The organism is Saccharopolyspora flava, assembly GCF_900116135.1.
Lineage (GTDB): Bacteria > Actinomycetota > Actinomycetes > Mycobacteriales > Pseudonocardiaceae > Saccharopolyspora > Saccharopolyspora flava.
In genome coordinates, this window is sequence record NZ_FOZX01000014.1 from 79974 (window position 1) to 98145 (window position 18172).

At 69.4% G+C, this 18172-nt stretch carries 21 protein-coding genes; 15 read left to right on the plus strand and 6 right to left on the minus strand.

Going from position 1 to position 18172, the window contains the following annotated elements; all coding sequences use genetic code 11:
• The first annotated feature begins 234 nt into the window (after positions 1-234).
• The 13 genes from BM424_RS26935 to BM424_RS26990 all read left to right on the plus strand — a co-directional run bounded on the left by BM424_RS26935 (position 235) and on the right by BM424_RS26990 (position 10412).
• Positions 235-1083, plus strand: a complete 849-nt coding sequence (locus tag BM424_RS26935) for a helix-turn-helix domain-containing protein (protein WP_093423891.1) — start codon at positions 235-237, stop codon at positions 1081-1083.
• 16 nt (positions 1084-1099) lie between these two features.
• Positions 1100-1303 (plus strand): DUF397 domain-containing protein, encoded by a 204-nt coding sequence (locus BM424_RS26940; protein ID WP_093423740.1) that lies wholly within the window; start codon positions 1100-1102, stop codon positions 1301-1303.
• Between the two features lie 238 nt (positions 1304-1541).
• A complete protein-coding gene (locus tag BM424_RS29025; RefSeq protein WP_175548283.1) occupies positions 1542-1940 on the plus strand; it encodes a hypothetical protein in 399 nt (132 codons plus the stop codon).
• Positions 1941-1959: 19 nt separating this feature from the next.
• Positions 1960-2508 (plus strand): DUF3558 domain-containing protein, encoded by a 549-nt coding sequence (locus BM424_RS26945; protein ID WP_175548284.1) that lies wholly within the window; start codon positions 1960-1962, stop codon positions 2506-2508.
• A gap of 68 nt (positions 2509-2576) precedes the next feature.
• Complete coding sequence (locus BM424_RS26950) at positions 2577-3782, plus strand: PPE domain-containing protein (RefSeq protein ID WP_139274183.1); 1206 nt, start codon at positions 2577-2579, stop codon at positions 3780-3782.
• Positions 3783-3999: 217 nt separating this feature from the next.
• On the plus strand, positions 4000-4773 hold the full coding sequence (locus BM424_RS26955) for an ESX secretion-associated protein EspG (protein WP_093423894.1): 774 nt from the start codon (positions 4000-4002) through the stop codon (positions 4771-4773).
• Positions 4770-4964 (plus strand): hypothetical protein, encoded by a 195-nt coding sequence (locus BM424_RS26960; protein ID WP_093423747.1) that lies wholly within the window; start codon positions 4770-4772, stop codon positions 4962-4964. Before BM424_RS26955 ends, BM424_RS26960 begins: the two co-directional genes overlap by 4 nt.
• A 465-nt stretch (positions 4965-5429) precedes the next feature.
• Positions 5430-5747 carry an integration host factor, actinobacterial type gene (gene mihF, locus BM424_RS26965; RefSeq protein ID WP_093423896.1) on the plus strand — a complete coding sequence of 106 codons (318 nt, stop codon included), beginning with the start codon at positions 5430-5432 and terminating at the stop codon, positions 5745-5747.
• The gene (gene gmk, locus BM424_RS26970) at positions 5744-6346 is read left to right on the plus strand and encodes a guanylate kinase (protein ID WP_093423750.1); all 603 of its coding nucleotides are present in this window, start codon (positions 5744-5746) and stop codon (positions 6344-6346) included. Before mihF ends, gmk begins: the two co-directional genes overlap by 4 nt.
• Positions 6347-6417: 71 nt before the next feature.
• Positions 6418-6711 carry a DNA-directed RNA polymerase subunit omega gene (gene rpoZ / locus BM424_RS26975; RefSeq protein ID WP_010310991.1) on the plus strand — a complete coding sequence of 98 codons (294 nt, stop codon included), beginning with the start codon at positions 6418-6420 and terminating at the stop codon, positions 6709-6711.
• Positions 6708-7958: a bifunctional phosphopantothenoylcysteine decarboxylase/phosphopantothenate--cysteine ligase CoaBC gene (gene coaBC, locus BM424_RS26980; protein WP_093423752.1), complete on the plus strand. Its 1251-nt coding sequence runs from the start codon at positions 6708-6710 to the stop codon at positions 7956-7958. The genes rpoZ and coaBC overlap by 4 nt, the downstream gene beginning before the upstream one ends.
• Positions 7959-7985: 27 nt before the next feature.
• Positions 7986-9194 (plus strand): methionine adenosyltransferase, encoded by a 1209-nt coding sequence (metK, locus tag BM424_RS26985; protein ID WP_093423755.1) that lies wholly within the window; start codon positions 7986-7988, stop codon positions 9192-9194.
• A gap of 534 nt (positions 9195-9728) precedes the next feature.
• On the plus strand, positions 9729-10412 hold the full coding sequence (locus BM424_RS26990) for a YwaF family protein (protein WP_342742658.1): 684 nt from the start codon (positions 9729-9731) through the stop codon (positions 10410-10412).
• Here the strand turns inward: BM424_RS26990 and BM424_RS26995 are convergent.
• Positions 10399-10854 carry a tRNA (cytidine(34)-2'-O)-methyltransferase gene (locus tag BM424_RS26995; protein WP_093423760.1) on the minus strand — a complete coding sequence of 152 codons (456 nt, stop codon included), beginning with the start codon at positions 10852-10854 and terminating at the stop codon, positions 10399-10401. The genes BM424_RS26990 and BM424_RS26995 overlap by 14 nt on opposite strands.
• Before the next feature lie 123 nt (positions 10855-10977).
• Here BM424_RS26995 and BM424_RS27000 point away from each other — a divergent pair, with 123 nt between their 5' ends.
• Together BM424_RS27000 and BM424_RS27005 are read left to right on the plus strand one after the other, a co-directional pair.
• The gene (locus tag BM424_RS27000) at positions 10978-12999 is read left to right on the plus strand and encodes a primosomal protein N' (RefSeq protein WP_175548285.1); all 2022 of its coding nucleotides are present in this window, start codon (positions 10978-10980) and stop codon (positions 12997-12999) included.
• On the plus strand, positions 12999-13562 hold the full coding sequence (locus BM424_RS27005) for a GNAT family N-acetyltransferase (RefSeq protein WP_093423763.1): 564 nt from the start codon (positions 12999-13001) through the stop codon (positions 13560-13562). Before BM424_RS27000 ends, BM424_RS27005 begins: the two co-directional genes overlap by 1 nt.
• Before the next feature lie 146 nt (positions 13563-13708).
• Here BM424_RS27005 and BM424_RS28610 read toward each other — a convergent pair whose 3' ends face one another.
• From BM424_RS28610 to BM424_RS27025, 5 genes are all read right to left on the minus strand, one after another.
• Positions 13709-14263, minus strand: coding sequence for a hypothetical protein (locus BM424_RS28610; RefSeq protein ID WP_139274184.1), 555 nt, complete (start codon positions 14261-14263; stop codon positions 13709-13711).
• A 240-nt stretch (positions 14264-14503) separates the two neighbouring features.
• Positions 14504-15085: a GTP-binding protein gene (locus BM424_RS27010; protein WP_093423766.1), complete on the minus strand. Its 582-nt coding sequence runs from the start codon at positions 15083-15085 to the stop codon at positions 14504-14506.
• Positions 15069-15419, minus strand: a complete 351-nt coding sequence (locus BM424_RS27015) for a DUF742 domain-containing protein (protein ID WP_093423769.1) — start codon at positions 15417-15419, stop codon at positions 15069-15071. The genes BM424_RS27010 and BM424_RS27015 overlap by 17 nt, the downstream gene beginning before the upstream one ends.
• Positions 15420-15425: 6 nt before the next feature.
• Positions 15426-15806: a roadblock/LC7 domain-containing protein gene (locus BM424_RS27020; RefSeq protein ID WP_093423772.1), complete on the minus strand. Its 381-nt coding sequence runs from the start codon at positions 15804-15806 to the stop codon at positions 15426-15428.
• On the minus strand, positions 15803-17989 hold the full coding sequence (locus BM424_RS27025) for a sensor histidine kinase (protein WP_093423775.1): 2187 nt from the start codon (positions 17987-17989) through the stop codon (positions 15803-15805). The genes BM424_RS27020 and BM424_RS27025 overlap by 4 nt, the downstream gene beginning before the upstream one ends.
• Positions 17990-18172: the final 183 nt, after the last annotated feature.

Below are 18172 nucleotides of genomic sequence, written 5' to 3' on the forward strand. Positions count from 1 at the left end.
GTTGAGGCCCCCACTGCTGGTTCCATCCTGGTTGCGTAGGCACGAGTGCTCCCTTTTGCGGAAGTGCGTTCCGGCGCTGCAGCCTAGGCAACGTCTGGTCGTCACCTGGAGTGATTGGTGAAACTGTTGGGTTCGCCTCGTTGTATCCGGTGGCTGAATGTGTGGGGGTTCTCTTACGTGCCCGTGGGGCAAGTGCCGATCGTGATCGCGTTGTTGGTCTTGATCGGAGGTTTTATGAGTGGGCGTGTTGGGGTTCCTGTTCGGGTTCGGCGGGTTTCCAGTGAGCTTCGGGAGCTTCGGTTTCGGAGTGGGCTCGGGGCCGAGGAAGTTGCCGGGGCGCTCGGGATGTCCATGAGCAAGTTGTCTCGGATGGAGTCCGGGCAGCGTGGGTTGCAGGCCGACGACGTGTCGGCGTTGCTCGGGTTGTACCGGGTGCCGGCGAAGCGGCGGGAAGAGCTGTTGAGCCTGGTCCGGAACGCGTCCATGCCCAACTGGTGGAGGGTGCAGAACGGGCGTCTGCCAGCGATGTGGGATGAGATGGTGCGTTTCGAGCGCGAGGCGTATGCGATCTCGAACTACGAGACGATGCTGATACCTGGTCTTTTGCAGACGGTCGAGTACGCGACTGCGATCGTCCAGGGGACTGATCCGGATTTGAACTTCGCCGAGGTCGACACGCTGGTCACCGCGCGTCTTGGGCGTCAGACGGTGCTCAACCGGCCTTCTGCACCGCACTTCACCGCGTTGATTGAGCAGAGCATCCTGGAACGACCGGCTGGCGGACCGGGTGTGATGTTCCGGCAGCTCCGGCACCTCGTGTCTGCGGCGAGTCAGCCCAACATCACCGTGCTGGTTCTTCCGACCGAGGCCGTGCACCCGGGTCTTTCCGGGCCGTTCGTCGTCTACGACTTCGGGAACCTTCCCAGCCTGGTCTACCTCGAGAACCGCGGGAGCAGCGCTTTCCTCGAAGAATCCGAGCACGTGGCATCGACGAAAGAAGCCCTTCGGCGGTTGCACGAGGTCGCGCTCTCCGCTGAGGATTCGGTGGGCATGATGAACTCCATCGCCGACAGGTTGTCGTGAGGGCAAGGAGCTGCTGGTGACAACGCCGGATCGCTCGGAACTCAGGTGGCGCAAGAGCAGCCGGAGCAGCAACTACGGCAACTGCGTCGAGGTCGCATTCGCCGGGGACGACGTGCTCGCTCGAGACTCGAAGAACCCCGCAGGTCAGCATCTGGCGTTCGACCAGGTCGCGTGGTCGTCGTTTGTCCGAGGAGTCCGCGACGGCCGCTTCACGACCTGAGGCCTGATGAATAGGGGTCGGTAGGGGCTTGAACACAAGATCAAGTGGTTGAGAAGCCCCTACCGATGATCTGAGAGCCATTTCACTCGGCTGCCGGTTCCTGTTTTGACCAACTTCGCTACACGCGCGTACCCCCGTGCGCTACCGTTTGCCACGCTGGCAAGTGGATGTCCGTCGCCCTCACTGCGACGGCACGTGGACAAGGGGAGTTCAGCGTGAACAGCGAGGGAGGCGCGGCATGACGTTCCCGAACATCTGGGGTCAGATCAGCGAGACGATCACCAACATCGGCGAGAAGGCAGCGTACGCGCAGTCTCAGGCGGCTGGTGGGTCGATGCGGATCCAGCCGGACAAGGTCGAGGAGCTTGCACGCTTCTTCGACGACGAAGCCCTCGCGATGGAACGGCGAGAGGGCAAGGTCGCGATGCTCGCGGACGTGCCTGCACCAGGTCTTGATCCGGTCAGCACGGGCGCGACGGAGATCTACGGCAAGGTTGGCGCCGGCAGCCCGAATGCCTATGCCGAGAACTACAAGGATCTGGCCAAGGTGTTCCGGAATGCTGCATTGGCCCTGCGCGCGAGTGCCCAGCAGGTTCGAACGGACGACGACACTGCTTCTCTCAGCTTCAAGTCCTGAGACTCTACTAGGAGGAATCTTGCGTAAAGGGCTCATCGCCGGTGCGGTCTTCGCCTGCGCTGCGCTCGCGGGGTGCTCGGGTGGCGGTGCCACTCCTGAGCCTTCGACTAGTGCGCCCGAGGCCCCAGCGCCGCCGAGCTCTTCCCGAACGGCACCCGCGAAGTCGCTGCAGGTCGCTGACCAGTGCGGTGTTCTGACCCCCGAGCAGTTGCAGTCCCTGGGTGTCAGCATTCCTCCCGCGCCGGATGAGACGCAGGGGATGGCTGGTTGCTCGTTCGTGTCCGGTGCTGCGGGCTCCGACACCGGTTGGAACGCCTTCGTGACCGTCACCACGAAGCAGACCATGCAGCAGTTCAGCGAGTCGCACACGACTGCGCAGCAGACCACCGTCGGCGAGTACCCGGCTGTGAACACTCAGATCAACAACCGGAACTGCACGGTCGCTGTGGACGTCTCAGACCAGGGCTCCGTGATTGTGAACGGCTTGTCGCGAGACCCGGCGGTGAACGGCTGCGACGCCATGAAGAAGGTCGCTGAAACCGTCGTTCCTAATCTTCCGAATGCCTGAGGGGGTAGTCGGTGACTGACAACAGACACCTAGCACCGTCGAGCTTCGAAGGTGCGCAGCTAGAGCAGATGCGCAAGTGGGTTGACGGCGGTTCCGGTGCCGATGGGCTCTACGAGCAGTCGGACAACTGGAACGCTGAGGACAAGTACCTGCGTGAGCTGAAGACTCGGCTTGAGGACAAGCTGAAGTCCGTCGGTGCCTTCATGCAGTCCGAGTCCGGCGAGGCCATGAAGGACCAGGCCATGCCTGTCGTTCTGTGGACCGAGATCACTGCGGACAGCGCGAAGCTCCAGTCGCAGCAGATGACGGCTCAGGGTGAGGCCTTCAAGAAGGTCCAGACGTCGATCCCGGCCAAGAGTGAAGAAGAGGCCATCCCGGACGACGGCTGGCTCGAAGAGAACTGGGACAGCTTCTGGACCGGTTCGACCGACGCCGAGGACGCCAAGGCGCACAACGAGAAGCTGCGGCAGGAGGCCGTCCAGGCCTTCACCACCTACCAGGACACGACGCAGAGCAACGTGTCGAGCAGCGCCGTCTTCGAAGCGCCGCCGACCGTGGCTCAGCCTGACGGTGGCGTGAGCAGCTCCTCCGGCCCGAGCGTCGGTGGCGTGGACTCCTCGTACTCCTCCCCGTCGACCACCTCCAGCGCGTGGGCCGGTGGTTCCGGTGGCGGCAGCCTGGCCGGGGCCGGTTCGGGCGCAGGTGGCGCGGGCGGCTCCTACGGCGGCGGTTCCGCTGGTACGGGTGCTGCCTGGGCGAACCTGCCCGGTGGTGGCTCGGGTTCGGGTCAGACTCCCGGCGGTGGCAGCGGCGCTGGTCGCGTGCCCGGTGGTCCCGGTACTCCGGGGTACCCCGGTGGCACGCCCGGTCTCGGTGCCGGTCGTCCCGGTGCGGGCACGGGTGCTGGTGGCCGCGGTGGTGCCGGTAGCGCCGGTGGTCGCGGCGGTGCCGGTGCGGGTCGTGGCCTGGGTGCCGGCTCGGGTGCCGGTGCCGGTGGTCGTGGTGCCGGGTCCGGTATGGGTGCCGGTGGCCGCTCGGGCATGGGTGGTCTCGGCGGGGCCTCCGGTTCCGGGGTCGGCGGCGCCGGTGGTGCCGGTGGCCGCGGCGGTGTCGGTGCCGGTGCGGGCGCGGGTGCGCGCGGCCGGGGTCAGGAAGGCGAGGACGACCTCGAGCACGAGACCCCCGACTACCTCGTCGGCGACCAGGGCGTCTTCGACGAGGACCTGCCGAAGGTCGCGCCGCCGGTCTTCGGCGACTGGGACAACCAGCGGTAAGTGCGCGAAATCGCAGATCAGCTAGTGGGCGGCACCGCTTCGGTGCCGCCCACTAACTCTTGAACAACTCGGACGATCAGTGCTCGGGCTGCGGGGGACGGCCGTGCTTCTTGGGCTTCCGAACGGCTGAGAACTGGACCAATCAGTGAACAACTCGGATCACATCGTGGACGCGATCGAGTCGGTGCCGTCCACACTGTCTGGCTGGGGAGAACCGGTGAAGATCGAGCTGTCGAAGCAGGGCTTCCACGAGGCGTGGAAGTACTTCAACCTCGGCACCAAGCCCCTCGTGCTCAACGTCCTGCCCGAGGGCATCCTCGAATCCGAGAGGCGGCAGGTCGAGGCTCGCGCGCGCGAGGAACTGCAGCACCTCGGGTTCGGCAACGAGATGCGGGAAGAGGACATCCAGGGGGCCCTGCTGCCGCTCACGCGCTACGAGCGGGCCTTCGACATCAACTTCCGCCAGCGCACGCCCGACGGCGCTCAGCGCATCGTGGCGGGCATGGTGGCCTGCACCCGCGGTCACGCCACCCTCGCCGTGCTCACGGAGGAGTCCGTGACCGTGCAGACGCTGCCTGCGGACTCGATGGTGCGGGCCATCCTCAGCGTGCTGCCCGACGACCTCAAGGCCGGCCCCGGCAAGGGCGTGTCGCTGCGCAGCGCCGCGATGGAATCCGCCGCCAAGTCGGCGAGCAACGACCGCGAGATGGCCGAAGCGCTTGTGCGGCAAGGGATTCGGCGCGAGGAGGCGAAGACGCTCGTGGAGATGGCCGGTGGGGCGCGCAACGCCTACGCGCAGGTCGGCTACGCCGTCATGGACGGCCACGGCAAGCGCCACCGGGCCCCGATGGTCACCAACTTCTTCGCCAACGCCCAGGGCTGGTACATGATCGAGAACAGCCACCGCAGCGACGAGGGCTGGACCACGATCGCCCCCATCGACCGCCCGCGCATGATCACCCGAGTCCACGACCTGACCAAGACGCTGTGACCGACGAGAGGCGCCCCGGGCCGACGGCGCGTCGGGGGTACCGCGACTGGCGGTCGGGGCTGGTGGGCATCGCGATGGTGATCGCGGCGGGGGCGGTGTGGACCAACGTGCCGGACTTCGGGCCGCCCATCGTGGTGGTCGCGGGGGTGAGCTTCCTGGTGATGCGCTTCGCCGGGATCAGGCGTCGCTGAGCCGGGTGCGGCAGGTGTTACGGCGGCGCTACGCGCCGGAGCCGCGAGCGTCAGGCCTGGTTGCGTCTGGAGCGCATGGGGGACCACCTTTTCCGCTGAGTGGAAGAAATCGGGGAGTTCAAGATCAACTTCCATCATAGAACAGGCCTTCGGCACGCGTCCGTTCGGGGAGTGTTTTACGCCGTTGTGACCTGCGGAGATGGCCTCCACGTGGCTCAACTGTGCGGAAATCGGACACATTCCGATTTCTTTGGCCGAGATTAGTGCACTTCAGCGGCTTTGTTGATAGGACTTGCAGCGGCCCCGTGCTCGTGCACGCCTTGTACGGGTAGAACTTCAAGGGCCAGGGCGGTGGGGCGGACTGATCCGTTCCACAAAACCGGGACCCCCGTGGGCAACCGCCTTTCGGGACTCGGTACCGTCGCCCGCACCGATCAAGCGAAACCCCACATCACGGAGGACATGGTGGCCCTTCCCCAGCTGACTGAGGAGCAGCGGGCAGCAGCTCTGGAAAAGGCGGCTGCCGCCCGTCGCGCCCGAGCTGAGCTCAAGGAGCGCCTCAAGCGAGGCGGAACCACGCTGGCGGAGGTCCTGGACACCGCCGACAACGACGAGGTTCTGGGCAAGATGAAGGTCTCCGCCCTGCTCGAGGCCCTTCCCGGCGTCGGCAAGGTCCGTGCGCAGCAGATCATGGAGCGGCTGGAGATCGCCAACAGCCGTCGTCTGCGCGGGCTGGGCGAGCGGCAGCGCAAGGCGCTGCTCACCGAGTTCAGCGGCGAGTGATCGACGCACAAGCCGGCGCTGAGCCGAGGATCGTCCGTCAGGGCGAGCCTCGGCTCACCGTCGTTTCCGGGCCTTCCGGCGTCGGCAAGTCCAGCGTGCTCGGCGAGGTGCGCCGGCACGTGCCGGAGGTGTACTTCAGCGTGTCCGCGACCACCAGGGCTCCGCGCCCCGGCGAGGTCGACGGGGTGCACTACCACTTCGTCTCCGTCGCGGAGTTCGAGCGGATGATCGCCGAGGGCGAGATGCTCGAACACGCCCGCTACGCGGGCAACTTCTACGGCACGCCGCGCAAGCCGGTCGAAGAGGCCATCCGGTCGGGCCACCCGGCGGTGCTGGAGATCGAGCTGCAGGGCGCGCGCCAGGTCCGCACGGCCTGGCCGGACGCGCAACTGGTCATGCTGCTGCCGCCGTCCTGGGAGGAGCTCGTCGACCGGCTCACCGGCCGCGGTACCGAGCCCGCCGACGTCGTCGAGAAGCGCCTGGCCGCCGCACGTGATGAACTGGCCGCCGAACCCGAGTTCGACGAGACCGTCGTCAACGCCGACCTGCAGTCCGCGACCAGCGAATTGGTACGATTGATACTCGGCCACGAGAAGTGACGCCCGGTTCGCCCCGGTCGCCTGTCCCTTCCCGGTCCCGAACGACCCACTACTGAGCAGGAGCCACACCTGTGAGCACCCCTAGCGCGCTGGCTGCGCTCAACAGCAGCCCGTCGACCAACACCGTCGAGGGCATCACCTACCCGCCGATCGACGACCTGCTGGAGCAGGTCAGCTCGAAGTACGCGCTGGTCATCTACTCGGCCAAGCGCGCGCGGCAGATCAACGACTACTACGCCCAGCTCGGCGAGGGCCTGCTGGAGTACGTCGGCCCGCTCGTCGAGCCGGGCCCGCGCGAGAAGCCGCTGTCGATCGCGCTGCGCGAGATCCACGCCGGCGTGCTCGAGCACACCGAAGGCGAGTGACGACCGGAACGACCGAGGACCGCCCGAGGGTGGTCCTCGGCGTCAGCGGTGGCATCGCCGCCTACAAGGCGTGCGAGGTGCTGCGGCGTCTCACCGAAACCGGCCACAGCGTGCGCGTCGTGCCCACCGAGGCCGCGCTCAACTTCGTCGGCAAGGCCACCTTCGAGGCGCTGTCCGGGCAGCCGGTCGAGACCGGCGTGTTCACCGACGTGCACGAGGTGCCGCACGTGCGGCTCGGCCAGGAGGCCGACCTCGTGGTCGTCGTCCCCGCCACCGCTGACCTGCTGGCCCGAGCGGCCACCGGGCAGGCTCCCGACCTGCTCACCAACACCCTGCTCACCGCGCGCTGCCCGGTGCTGATGGTCCCCGCGATGCACACCGAGATGTGGGAGCACCCGGCGACCCGGCAGAACGTGGCCACCCTGCGCGAGCGCGGCGTCGTCGTCGCCGAACCCGACTCCGGGCGGCTGACCGGTAAGGACACCGGCAAGGGGCGGCTGCCCGACCCCGCCGAGATCGTCGACCTGGCGCGGCTGCTGCTGACCTCGTCGACCTCCCTGCCGTGGGACCTGGACGGCAAGCGGGTCGTCATCTCCGCCGGGGGCACCCGGGAGGCGCTCGATCCCGTCCGCTACCTGGGCAACCGCTCGTCCGGGCGGCAGGGCTACGCGCTGGCGCGCATCGCCGCGCACCGCGGCGCCGACGTCACCCTCGTCGCCGCGCACACCGCCGACCTCGTCACCCCCGCCGGAGTGCGGCTGATCAAGGTCGGCACCGCCGACGAGATGCGGTCGGTGATGCTCACCGAGGCCGACGGGGCCGACGCCGTCGTCATGGCCGCGGCCGTGGCCGACTTCAAGCCGGTGAACCAGGTCGAGCACAAGATCAAGAAGACCGATCGGGACCCGGAACCCGTTGCGCTGGCCCGCAATCCCGACATCCTCGCCGAGATCGTCGAATCCCGTGCGGCGGGCAAGCTCTCGGCGTCGCTGATCGTCGGGTTCGCCGCCGAGACCGGGGACGCGACCTCCTCGGTGCTCGACCACGGCCGGGCCAAGCTCGCGCGCAAGGGCTGCGACCTGCTCGTGGTCAACGCCGTGGGCGAGGGCATGGCCTTCGAGGTCGAGGACAACTCCGGCTGGCTGCTCGGCGACGACGGCACCGAGGAGCGCATCGATCTCGGCGCCAAGTCCCTGCTGGCGTCCACATTGTGGGACGCGGTCGGTAGGCGGCTCTCCGACCAGTAATGTTTGACGGCGTCGACGCCGCCGGACATGAGGAGAGTTGTGAGTCAGCAGCGGTTGTTCACCAGCGAGTCGGTGACCGAAGGACATCCCGACAAGATCTGCGACGCCATCAGCGACTCCGTCCTCGACGCGCTGCTCGCGCAAGACCCGCGCTCGCGCGTGGCCGTGGAGACGCTGGTGACCACCGGGCAGGTGCACGTGGCCGGTGAGGTCACCACCGACGCCTACGCCGACATCCCCGCCATCGTGCGGAACAAGATCCTGGAGATCGGCTACGACTCCTCGGCGAAGGGCTTCGACGGCGACTCCTGCGGCGTCAACATCGCCATCGGCTCGCAGTCGCCCGACATCGCCCAGGGCGTCGACACCGCGCACGAGACCCGCGTCGAAGGCGTCATCGACGAGATCGCCCAGCAGGGCGCCGGTGACCAGGGCCTGATGTTCGGCTACGCCTGCGACGACACGCCCGAGCTCATGCCGCTGCCGATCGCGCTGGCGCACCGGCTGTCGCGCCGGCTCACCCGGGTCCGCAAGGACGGGGTGCTGCCGTACCTGCGGCCCGACGGCAAGACCCAGGTGACCATCTCCTACGACGGCGAGAAGGCCGTCGGGCTCGACACCGTGGTGCTGTCGACCCAGCACGCCGAGGAGATCGACCTCGAAGGCCAGCTCGTCGGCGACATCACCAAGCACGTGGTGGAGCCCGAGATCGCAGACCTGACGCTGAGCACCGCCGAGACCCGGCTGCTGGTCAACCCGACCGGCCGGTTCGTCGTCGGCGGGCCGATGGGCGATGCGGGCCTGACCGGGCGGAAGATCATCGTCGACACCTACGGCGGCATGGCCCGCCACGGCGGTGGCGCCTTCTCCGGCAAGGACCCGTCGAAGGTCGACCGCTCCGCCGCCTACGCCACCCGCTGGGTGGCCAAGAACGTCGTCGCCGCCGGGCTCGCCAAGCGCATCGAGGTCCAGGTGGCCTACGCGATCGGCAAGGCAGCGCCGGTGGGTCTGTTCATCGAGACCTTCGGCACCGAGACCGTCGACCCGGCCCGGATCCAGAAAGCGGTCAACGAAGTCTTCGACCTGCGACCGGCCGCCATCATCCGCGACCTCGACCTGCTGCGGCCGATCTACTCGGCCACCGCGGCCTACGGCCACTTCGGCCGCATCGACGTCGACCTCCCCTGGGAGTCCACCACCCGAGCAGAAGCCCTCAAGGCAGCAGCCGGCCTCTGACCCGATCCCCGAAGCCGCCCCCGGAAACCACTCCCGGGGGCGGCTTCGCACATCCCGGCCCTCGTCCCCGTCCTCGTCCTCGTCTTGGTCTTCGTCACCTCACCCACCTCGCCCCTCGGGTCAAAACCTGCGGTATTCGCCCGGTCAAAACCTGCGGTATTCGTCGGGTCAAAACCTGCGGTTTTTGACCCGTGAAAACCGGGGTTTTCGACGTGGTGGGTGGGGTTCGGGCGTGGGCAGAGGACAGTTTTAGTCCAAACTGTCCGGACATTTCGGGCGTCACCCCCGGACAGTTTGGACTAAAACTGCCCCCTGGTGAGGAACGAACCCTGCCCAACCCCGTGCCCGACCCCGACTCGCCGCAGGCGTCGAACGGGCCGGAACCGGGTAGGTGGGCAGTCACCGGCAGTCCCCGACGCGATGGTTTCGGTGGCTTGTCGCCCCGAAGCGCGGGCGTCGGGTGTGTTGGGTGGGATTGACGGGGTGCGGCGGGTGGGTGAGTGTTGAGGCGTGGGGCCGGTGGGGGATCGGTTCGTGGTTTACGGCGCGTCGCATTGGGTCTTGATGGGGCTCATCGTGGTCGGGTCGGTGGTTCTCGTCGTGTTCGGGCGGGGGTTGTCGCGCGACGGGGTGGAGCGGTGGTGCCGGGGGTTCGCGCTGGTCGTGGTGGGGTTCAACCTGCCGCTGCTGGCCTACCGGCTGAGTCCGTGGGCTTGGGACCTGTTCAACTCGCTGCCGCTGCACCTGTGCGACCTGGCGTGGGTGGTGGCGGCCTGGGCGCTGTGGACGCGGGCGTCGGCGCCGCACGCGCTGCTGTACTTCTGGGGCCTCACGCTGACCCCGCAGGCGATCATCACGCCGGCGCTGGACGCGCCCGACTTCCCGCACCTCGACTTCATCGAGTTCTGGGGCCAGCACCTGCTGGTGATCTGGGCCGCGGCCTTCCTGACCTGGGGAATCGGGCTGAGGCCGACTTGGCGCGGGTACTGGACGTCGGTGGTCGTGACCGTCGCGTGGGGCCTGGCGATGCTGGTGTTCAACGCGGTCGCGGGCACCAACTACGGCTTCGTCAGCAGCAAACCCGACAACCCGTCGCTGCTGGACCTGATGGGCGGCTGGCCCACCTACCTCGCCGTCGAGCTCGTCGTGGGCATGGGCGCCTGGGCGCTGCTCACCTGGCCCTGGACGCGCCGCCGCGAGCCCGTCACGGCAGCTTGAAGCCCTGCTGCCGCCACGCCTCGTAGACCGCGACGGCCGCCGAGTTCGCCAGGTTCATCGACCGGATGCCCGGCAGCATCGGGATCCGCACCCGCATCGACGCCGCGTCGAGCAGCTCCTCCGGCAGCCCGGTCGACTCCGGGCCGAACAGCAGCACGTCACCCGGCCGGTAGTCGACGTCGGTGTGGATCGTCTCGGTGCGGGCGGTGAAGGCGATGACCCGCTCCGGGCGCAGCGCCTCCCAGCAGGCGTCCAGGCTCGGGTGGACGTGCAGCGCGGCGCGATCGTGGTAGTCCAGCCCGGCGCGGCGCAGCTTCGCGTCCTCCACGGAGAACCCCAGCGGCTCGATCAGGTGCAGCGCGGCACCCGAACCGGCCGCCATCCGGATCGCGTTCCCGGCGTTCCCGGGAATCTCGGGGTGGTAGAAGACGACGTGAAACACTCGAAAATGCTTTCACACGCTCCCGGGCATCGCCCACCACGGGGTCGGGCCCCCGGGGCGTGATCAACTCGCCGGTCGCCTCCTGAGCCGGGCCGCGACGGGGGAGCATGGTAGAGAAGAGGCATGGCAGGTGGGCAGCCGCGGAAGCGGAAGGAGGAGACCGAGCGCACGGCGGCGGCGACCGATCCGATCGCGCGCGTGCTCGTCGACGTTCCGCTGCCGGTGCACCTGGACCGCCCGTTCGACTACCGAATCCCCGACCGGCTCGACGCCGACGCGCAGGCCGGGGTGCGGGTGCGGGTGCGGTTCCGCGGCAAGCTCGTCGACGGCTACCTGCTGGAGCGCGTCGCGACCTCCGAGTTCAAGGGCAACCTGGCCTGGCTGGAACGAGTCGCCTCGCCCGAACCGGTGCTGACCCCGGCGATGCTCGCCCAGGCCCGCGCCGTCGCCGGGCGGTACGGCGGGATGCTCGTCGACGTGCTGCGGCTGGCGATCCCGCCGCGCAGCGCCGCCGCCGAGAAGTCCGCGCGCCGCGAACCGGTCCCGGTGCCCGCGCGGCCGGAAACGCCCGCGTGGCAGCGATATCAGCACGGGCAGTCCTTCTTGGACGCGTTGAGCGCCGGTCGTCCGGCGCGCGCGGTGTGGCAGGCGCTGCCGGGGGAGGACTGGCCCGCGCGGCTCGCCGAAGCCGCCGCCACCACCGCTTCGTCCGGGCGCGGGGCGCTGATCGTCGTGCCCGACCACCGCGACCTCAAACGCCTGCACGCGGCCTGCGCGGCGCTGCTCGGCGACGACGTGGTGACGCTGACCGCCGACAGCGGCCCCGCCGAGCGCTACAAGCACTGGCTCGCCGCCCTGCGCGGCGCCGCGCGCGTGGTGATCGGGACCCGGGCGGCGATGTTCGCCCCGGTCCGCGACCTCGGGCTGGCCGTGGTGTGGGACGACGGCGACGACCTGCACTCCTACCCGCAGACGCCCTACCCGCACACCCGCGACGTGCTCACCCAGCGGGCGCACACCGCCGGTGCCGCGCTCGTCGTCGGCGGATTCGCGCGCACCGCCGAGGCAGCGCTGCTGGTCGAGTCCGGGTGGGCGCACGAGCTCGTCGCGCACCGCACCGAGGTGCGGGCCGCCGCGCCGCGCGTGACCTCCATCGGCGAGGACGACACGCAGCTGGCGCGCGACCCCGCCGCCCGCGCCGCGCGGCTGCCCTCGGTCGGGTTCGAAGCCGCCCGGGCCGCGCTCAAGAACGGCGCGCCGGTGCTCGTGCAGGTGCCCCGGCGCGGTTACGTACCGGCGCTGGCCTGCGGTGATTGCCGTGAACGGGCGCGGTGCCGGCGTTGCGCGGGCCCGCTGTCGCTGCCCGGCGGGACCGAGGACGGGATGCCGAAACCGGCCGCGTGCAGCTGGTGCGGAACCTCCGAGGCCGCGTTCAAGTGCCCGCAGTGCGGATCCCGGCGGTTGCGCGCGGTCGCCGTCGGCGCCGGCCGCACCGCCGAAGAGCTGGGGCGGGCGTTCCCCGGAACCCCGGTGCGGACCTCCGGCGCGGGCGAGATCCTCGCCGACGTGCCCGGCAAGCCCGCGCTGATCGTGTGCACGCCCGGAGCCGAGCCCGTCGCCGCGGGCGGCTACGGCGCGGCGCTGCTGCTCGACGGCCGCACCCTGCTCGGACGTCCCGAGCTGCGCGCGTCCGAGGCCGCGCTGCGCAAGTGGTTCGCCGCGGCCGCGCTCGTGCGGCCCGCGTCCGAAGGCGGGCGCGTGGTGGTGATGGCGGAGTCGTCGCTGCAACCGGTGCAGGCGCTCGTGCGGTGGGACCCGGCCTGGTACGCCGCGCAGGAACTCGCCGAGCGCGCCGAACTCGGCTTCCCGCCCGCACGCCGGGTCGCCGCCGTCGACGGGACGACCGACGCGATCGAAGCCCTGCTGGACTCGGCGGATCTGCCGCCCAGCGCCGAAGTCCTGGGACCGGTACCGCTCGGCGAGGTCGACGAGGACGGCAACTCCGAGCGCGAACGCCTCATCGTCCGCGTCGATCGCACCGAGGGCCGCGCGCTGGCCGACTCGCTGCACGCCGCGCAGGCCATCCGCGCCGCCCGCAAGGCCACCGAGCTCCAGGTGCGCCTGGACCCGCTGGAGATGCTGTAGTGCGGGTGTTCCTGGAGACCGAGCGCATGGTGCTGCGGGAACTCACTACCGACGACACCGCCGAGGTGTTCCGGCTCAACAGCGACCCCGAGGTCATGCGGTACCTCAACGGCGGCGTGCCCAGCACGCTCGAGGAGGTCCGGTCGGAGACGATGCCGATGTACCTGGCGCGCTACGAGCGTTACGCCGGACACGGCAACTGGGTCGCCGTCGAGCGGGAAACCGGGGAGTTCCTGGGGATTTTCAAGTTCCACCCGAACTCACCGGACGACGTCGGCACCTTCGAGCTCGGCTACCGGCTGCGCCGCTCGACCTGGGGCCAGGGCCTGGCGACCGAGGGAGCGCGGGCGCTGATCCACAAGGGATTCACCGACCTCGACCTGAGTCGCGTGTGGGCGCAGACCATGACGGTCAACACCGGTTCCCGCCGCGTCATGGAGAAGGCCGGCCTGCGCTACGTCCGGACCTTCTTCACCACCTGGCCGGAAGGCCCCATTCCCGGGTCCGAGCACGGCGACGTCGAGTACGCCCTCACCCGCGACCAACGGTGCCCCAAGCCCTGATCCGGGGCGCGGCACGCGCGTGGTGCGAGGCAGTGGACAGTTTTAGCCATAATCACCCATGATCAATGTCCCTTTTGTCCGGACAGTTTGGACTAAAACTGTCCCCTGGCGACGCATCGGCTCCCCGGGAACATGGCCTTGAGGGGTCAGGCGGCGAGGTTCAAGATCTCCGTGATCGTGAACAGGCCGAGCTTGGCCCCCACCACGGGTTCGGCTTGGACGTTGGTGACGAGGTTGTCGTCTTGCCACGACCGGTAGCGGTGGCCGGTGAACGTCACCTTGCGGTACGCGCGGAATTCCTTGGGGAGCTCGAGCACATTGCCGGTGCCATGTATGTCCACGAGATCCTTAAAAGCATCGGCCGAGTCAACATCAGGCATGTCGACCGTTGAAACCGCCACGACCACGTTGCCGCCGCGCGGCTTGCGGAGGTCGGCCATGAACCGGTGCAGGCTCCGGCACGGGTGCGCTCTGAAGAAGCGCTTCACATCGCCGTAAGCCGTCGTGTCGCAGGCACCGAGTTGGCTGTGTTCCTTTACCTCGACCTGGTAACCGCGGCTCCTCCATCGTGCGACCGCCCGCAACTCCACCTCGATTGGGCTCTTCGCGGTCTGCGAGGAGCGTGGTTTCGGGTTGTGCGCAGACGCTCCTTCGAATGCCGCCGTGCCCCCGCTCCCCAGCGCAACCGAACCGCCGAGCACGATGGCGATCGCTCCGAGGGTCCTGCGCCTCGGCCCACGTCGCGTGTGCGGCCTGACCCAGTTGCCTTTCCGGAAGTACCCCTTGACATCGACTTTCCGCAACCCCGCTCCTCATCGTTGCGCGATCCAGCAGGGAGGTCAGTGAACCGCACGCCGGGAGCGCGGGGCGGTGGATCGGCGCTCGATCAGCCGATCAGTGCAGTGGCGCTCGGGCACGTGAGTTCGTGACGTTGCCGGGGTCTAGCGGGTTGGGGCTGGGGTGGTGCGGTGGTCGATTGCTCTGCTGAGGACTGTGACCAGGACTTCCTTGGTGTCGGGTTTGCTCCTGGCGTCGAAGTGCAGGACCGGGATGTCGGGGTCGAGGTCCAGGGCGGCGGCGATCTGGTCCGGTTCGCGGCGGGTGGCGCCCTCGAACTCGTTGACCGCGACGACGAACGGGATGCCGCGGTCCTCGAAGAAGTCGAGGATGGCGAAGCACTGACCCAGCCGGTCCGGGTCGACGATGACGATCGCGCCCAGGGCGCCGAGGGCGATGCTGTCCCACATCGGCCAGAAGCGGTCCTGACCCGGGGTGCCGAACAGGTAGAGCTTCGGGCCGCTGGGCAGGTCCAGGCGGCCGAAGTCCAGCGCCACCGTCGTCGTCTGCTTGCTCTCCACGCCCGACAGGTCGTCGACGCCCACGCCCGCCTCGGTGAGGATCTCCTCGGTGCGCAGCGGTTCCCGGTCGGTGAGCTTGGTGATCATGGTGGTCTTGCCGACGCCGAACGCCCCGGCGATCACGATCTTCGCCGAGGTCGTGCTCGGGTCAAAGGTTCCGGACATCGTTGCGCAGCCTCTCCAAGAACGAAATGTCGGGGTGGTCGGTGCGCGGCGCGGACACCCGCAGCAGGCCCCGGTCGACGAGTTCGCAGACCAGGACGCGCGCCACCGAGATCGGGCTCTCCAGCTCCGCGGCGATCTCCGCCAGCGAAACCGGTGTCTCGCACAGCTCCCGCACCGTCGCCGCGCTCAGCGACAGCTCCTGCTCGTCGGGTTCGGGAGTGGTGCGCAGCAGGGCCGAGACGTCCAGCTCCTCGCTGGTGACGTCGGTGCGGCCGCCGGTGTGCACGTAGGGCCGCACCAGCGGCCCGGGTTCGTCATCGCTCCACTCGGCCATGCCGCCTCACCGCCGAGCCGGCGTCGCCAGGTGCGCGCCCACGCGCGTGACCAGCTGCTCCACCGCCGAGGCCGCGAGCTCCAGGTCCGCCGTGATCGCCACGACCACCAGCAGCCCGGTGCGCTCGGCGGCGCGGGTGAGCAGCAGGTACGCGTCGTCGCTCTCCACCAGGGTCTGGCGCACCCGCCCCGAGCGGGTGCGGGCGCTGGCGGTGCTCACCGTGCTGTTGATCGACGCGCCCAGCGCCGCCAGGGCGTCGGCGTCCTCCTCGGACAGGCCCGACGACGCGGTCGGCAGGCCGTCGGCGGAGAACAGGATCAGCCCCCGCGCGTCCGGCACCTGGCGGTGGAAATCCTCGAGCAACCAGCTCAGGTTGTCGCTGCTCACGAACGTCCCTCCTGCTGAGAACGGGCGCGCTGGATCTTGTTCAGGAACGCCGCCGAGCCCGACGGGCGCTGCTCCTCGGCCTGGGGTTCCGCCTCGTCGTCCGCGGTGCTGGACGTCAGCCGCGCGAGCGTGGTGCCGCGTCTGCGCTGCGGCAGGCCGCCGGTGTCCTGCGGGCCGGTCGGCGCGGGCGCGCTGCGGGGCTTGCGGCGGATGCGCACGGTCGACTCGGCGTTCTGCCGGTCGGTGCGGTCGGCGTTGTGCCGGGGCTGCGCGACCGAGGTGATGAGGTCGCCGGGCAGCACCACCGAGGCCCGCGTTCCCGAGCCCTTCCCGGCGCTGAGGCTGACCTCGATGCCGCGCCGCTGCGCCAGCCGCGACACCACCACCATGCCCAGCCGGACGTCGTCCTGCACCGAGGTGGCGGTGAAATCCGGTGGCGCGGACAGGGTCTCGTTGATCCGGTCGCGATCGGCCTCGGGCATCCCGAGACCGCGGTCCTCGATCTCCACCAGCACCCCGCCGCCGGGGGCGCGGTCGACCTTCACCAGCACCGGCGCGTTCGGCGGCGAGAAGCGGGTGGCGTTGTCCATCAGCTCGGCCAGCACCCGGATCGTGTCGGTCACCGCCGGGCCCTTGACCGCCACCGGCGGCACCGCGCGGACGTTGATCCGCGTGTAGTGCTCGGTCTCGCCGATGGCCGACTGCACCAGTTTGCTCAGCGGCACCGGGTCCCGCCAGCGCCGGCCGGGCCGGTCCCCGGCCAGCACCCGCAGGTTCTCGATCTTGCGGCGCAGCCGCGTCACGGTGCTGTCGACCTGCAGCAACCGGCGCAGCTTCGCCGGGTCCTGCTCGTCGTGCTCGGCGGTGTCGATGAGCACCATCGCCTGCTGGATGAGGGTCTGCTGGCCGCTGGCGATCGCGGCGATGGCGCTGCGGAACGCCGCGTGCGTGCCCGCCTCGTTGATCGTCGCGTCGATGGTGGCCCGCTGCGAGGTCTCCATCGCCTCGGCGACCTGACCGATCTCGTCGCGGCCGAAGTCCAGCTTGCCCAGCTCCTCGTCGACGTCGACAGCCTTGCCCTCGCGGGCGCGCGCCAGGATCGGCGGCAGCAGGTCGTGGGTGCGGTGCAGCACCGCGTCGCGCAACCCCGCCAGCCGCTGCAGGACCTGCTCGGCCAGCCCGATGTTGCGCCACGAGTACCACCAGCACAGCGCGACCGCCGCCAGCGCGACCAGCACCACCAGGATGGTCCACAGGAACTTCGAGTAGGCCTGCGTCATGCCGAGCGTGACCGCGTGGTCGGACTGGGCCAGCGCCAGGTCGTTGAGATCGCGGCCGACGGTGGCGACGTCGTCGTGCCAGGCGCGCTGCTGCTCCGGGGAGAACGCGTGCGCGCCGCCCGCGCCGTCGGCGATCAGCCGGTCCTCGACCGCGGTGAGCCGCTGCCACGCGGGCGAGGCGATCAGCGCGCGGTAGCGCTGCTGCACCTGCGGGGCGGCGTGCGCGCTCTCGGAACCGATCCGGCTGCGGTAGGTGAACACCTGCTCGGCGAACGCGTGGTGCTCGCCGGCCTCGAAGCGGCCCGAGTCCACCGCCGACCCGCCGAGCATCGCGGCCCGCCGCATCAGGTCCGAGGCGCGCAGCAGCTCGGTGGCGGTGATGCCGTCCTGGGTGACCTGGATGTCGTGGGCCAGCCGGGACTGGGTGTCGAACAGGTCGATGCCGGTGTCGATGACGGTGTTGAAGTACTCGACCGTCGCGCGCTGGTTGAGCTGTCCCTGGGCGAGCAGGCGGCGCTGCGGCAGCTCGGCGAACTGCTCCTTGAGCTGCGCGGTCTTGACCGCGATCGGCTCGGGCGCGTAGTCGGTCAGCGAGTCCAGCGTGCGGATGAGCTCGGTGGTGGTGCGGTCGGTGGTGACGCGCGCAGCCCCCAGCTGCGCGGTCGGGATGCCTTCGCGCACCGACAGGTCCCGCTCGCGCTGCAGCGCCGCGAAGGCGCGCATCGCCGATCCGCCGGCGTCCTTGGCCGCGACCCCGATCCGCCAGACGACGAAGGATTCGACTCCCTGCGGCACGGTCGAGGACAGCAGCACGACCGACAGCAGCACGATCGGCAGCGTGAGCGCGCGCGAGAGCCGCTTCTTGATGGTCCGGTGATGAGTCTCGGCGTCCTGTGACGTCACCAGCGGAAACCCCCCTCCGGTTTCTGCGGCGAAGATGATGGCGGGACGCTAGCAGCTGACTCACCCTCCGTGTCGCGCTTACCCGGCCGTGTCAGCGCACGTAACACGTTCATACCAACGCTGCTTACGGGTTGATCACGATCAGCCTGCGGGTGGGCAAATTCTCGCTGACAGGCACAACCA

Excerpts from the sequence above, each read along its gene's own strand:
- BM424_RS27000 (WP_175548285.1), top strand. The coding sequence starts at position 10,978 with ATGGCAGGTGGGCAGCCGCGGAAGCGGAAGGAGGAGACCGAGCGCACG.
- BM424_RS29025 (WP_175548283.1), top strand. The coding sequence starts at position 1,542 with ATGACGTTCCCGAACATCTGGGGTCAGATCAGCGAGACGATCACCAAC.
- metK (WP_093423755.1), top strand. The coding sequence starts at position 7,986 with ATGAGGAGAGTTGTGAGTCAGCAGCGGTTGTTCACCAGCGAGTCGGTG.
- BM424_RS27015 (WP_093423769.1), bottom strand. The coding sequence starts at position 15,419 with ATGGCCGAGTGGAGCGATGACGAACCCGGGCCGCTGGTGCGGCCCTAC.
- BM424_RS27010 (WP_093423766.1), bottom strand. The coding sequence starts at position 15,085 with ATGTCCGGAACCTTTGACCCGAGCACGACCTCGGCGAAGATCGTGATC.
- BM424_RS26950 (WP_139274183.1), top strand. The coding sequence starts at position 2,577 with ATGCGCAAGTGGGTTGACGGCGGTTCCGGTGCCGATGGGCTCTACGAG.
- BM424_RS26935 (WP_093423891.1), top strand. The coding sequence starts at position 235 with ATGAGTGGGCGTGTTGGGGTTCCTGTTCGGGTTCGGCGGGTTTCCAGT.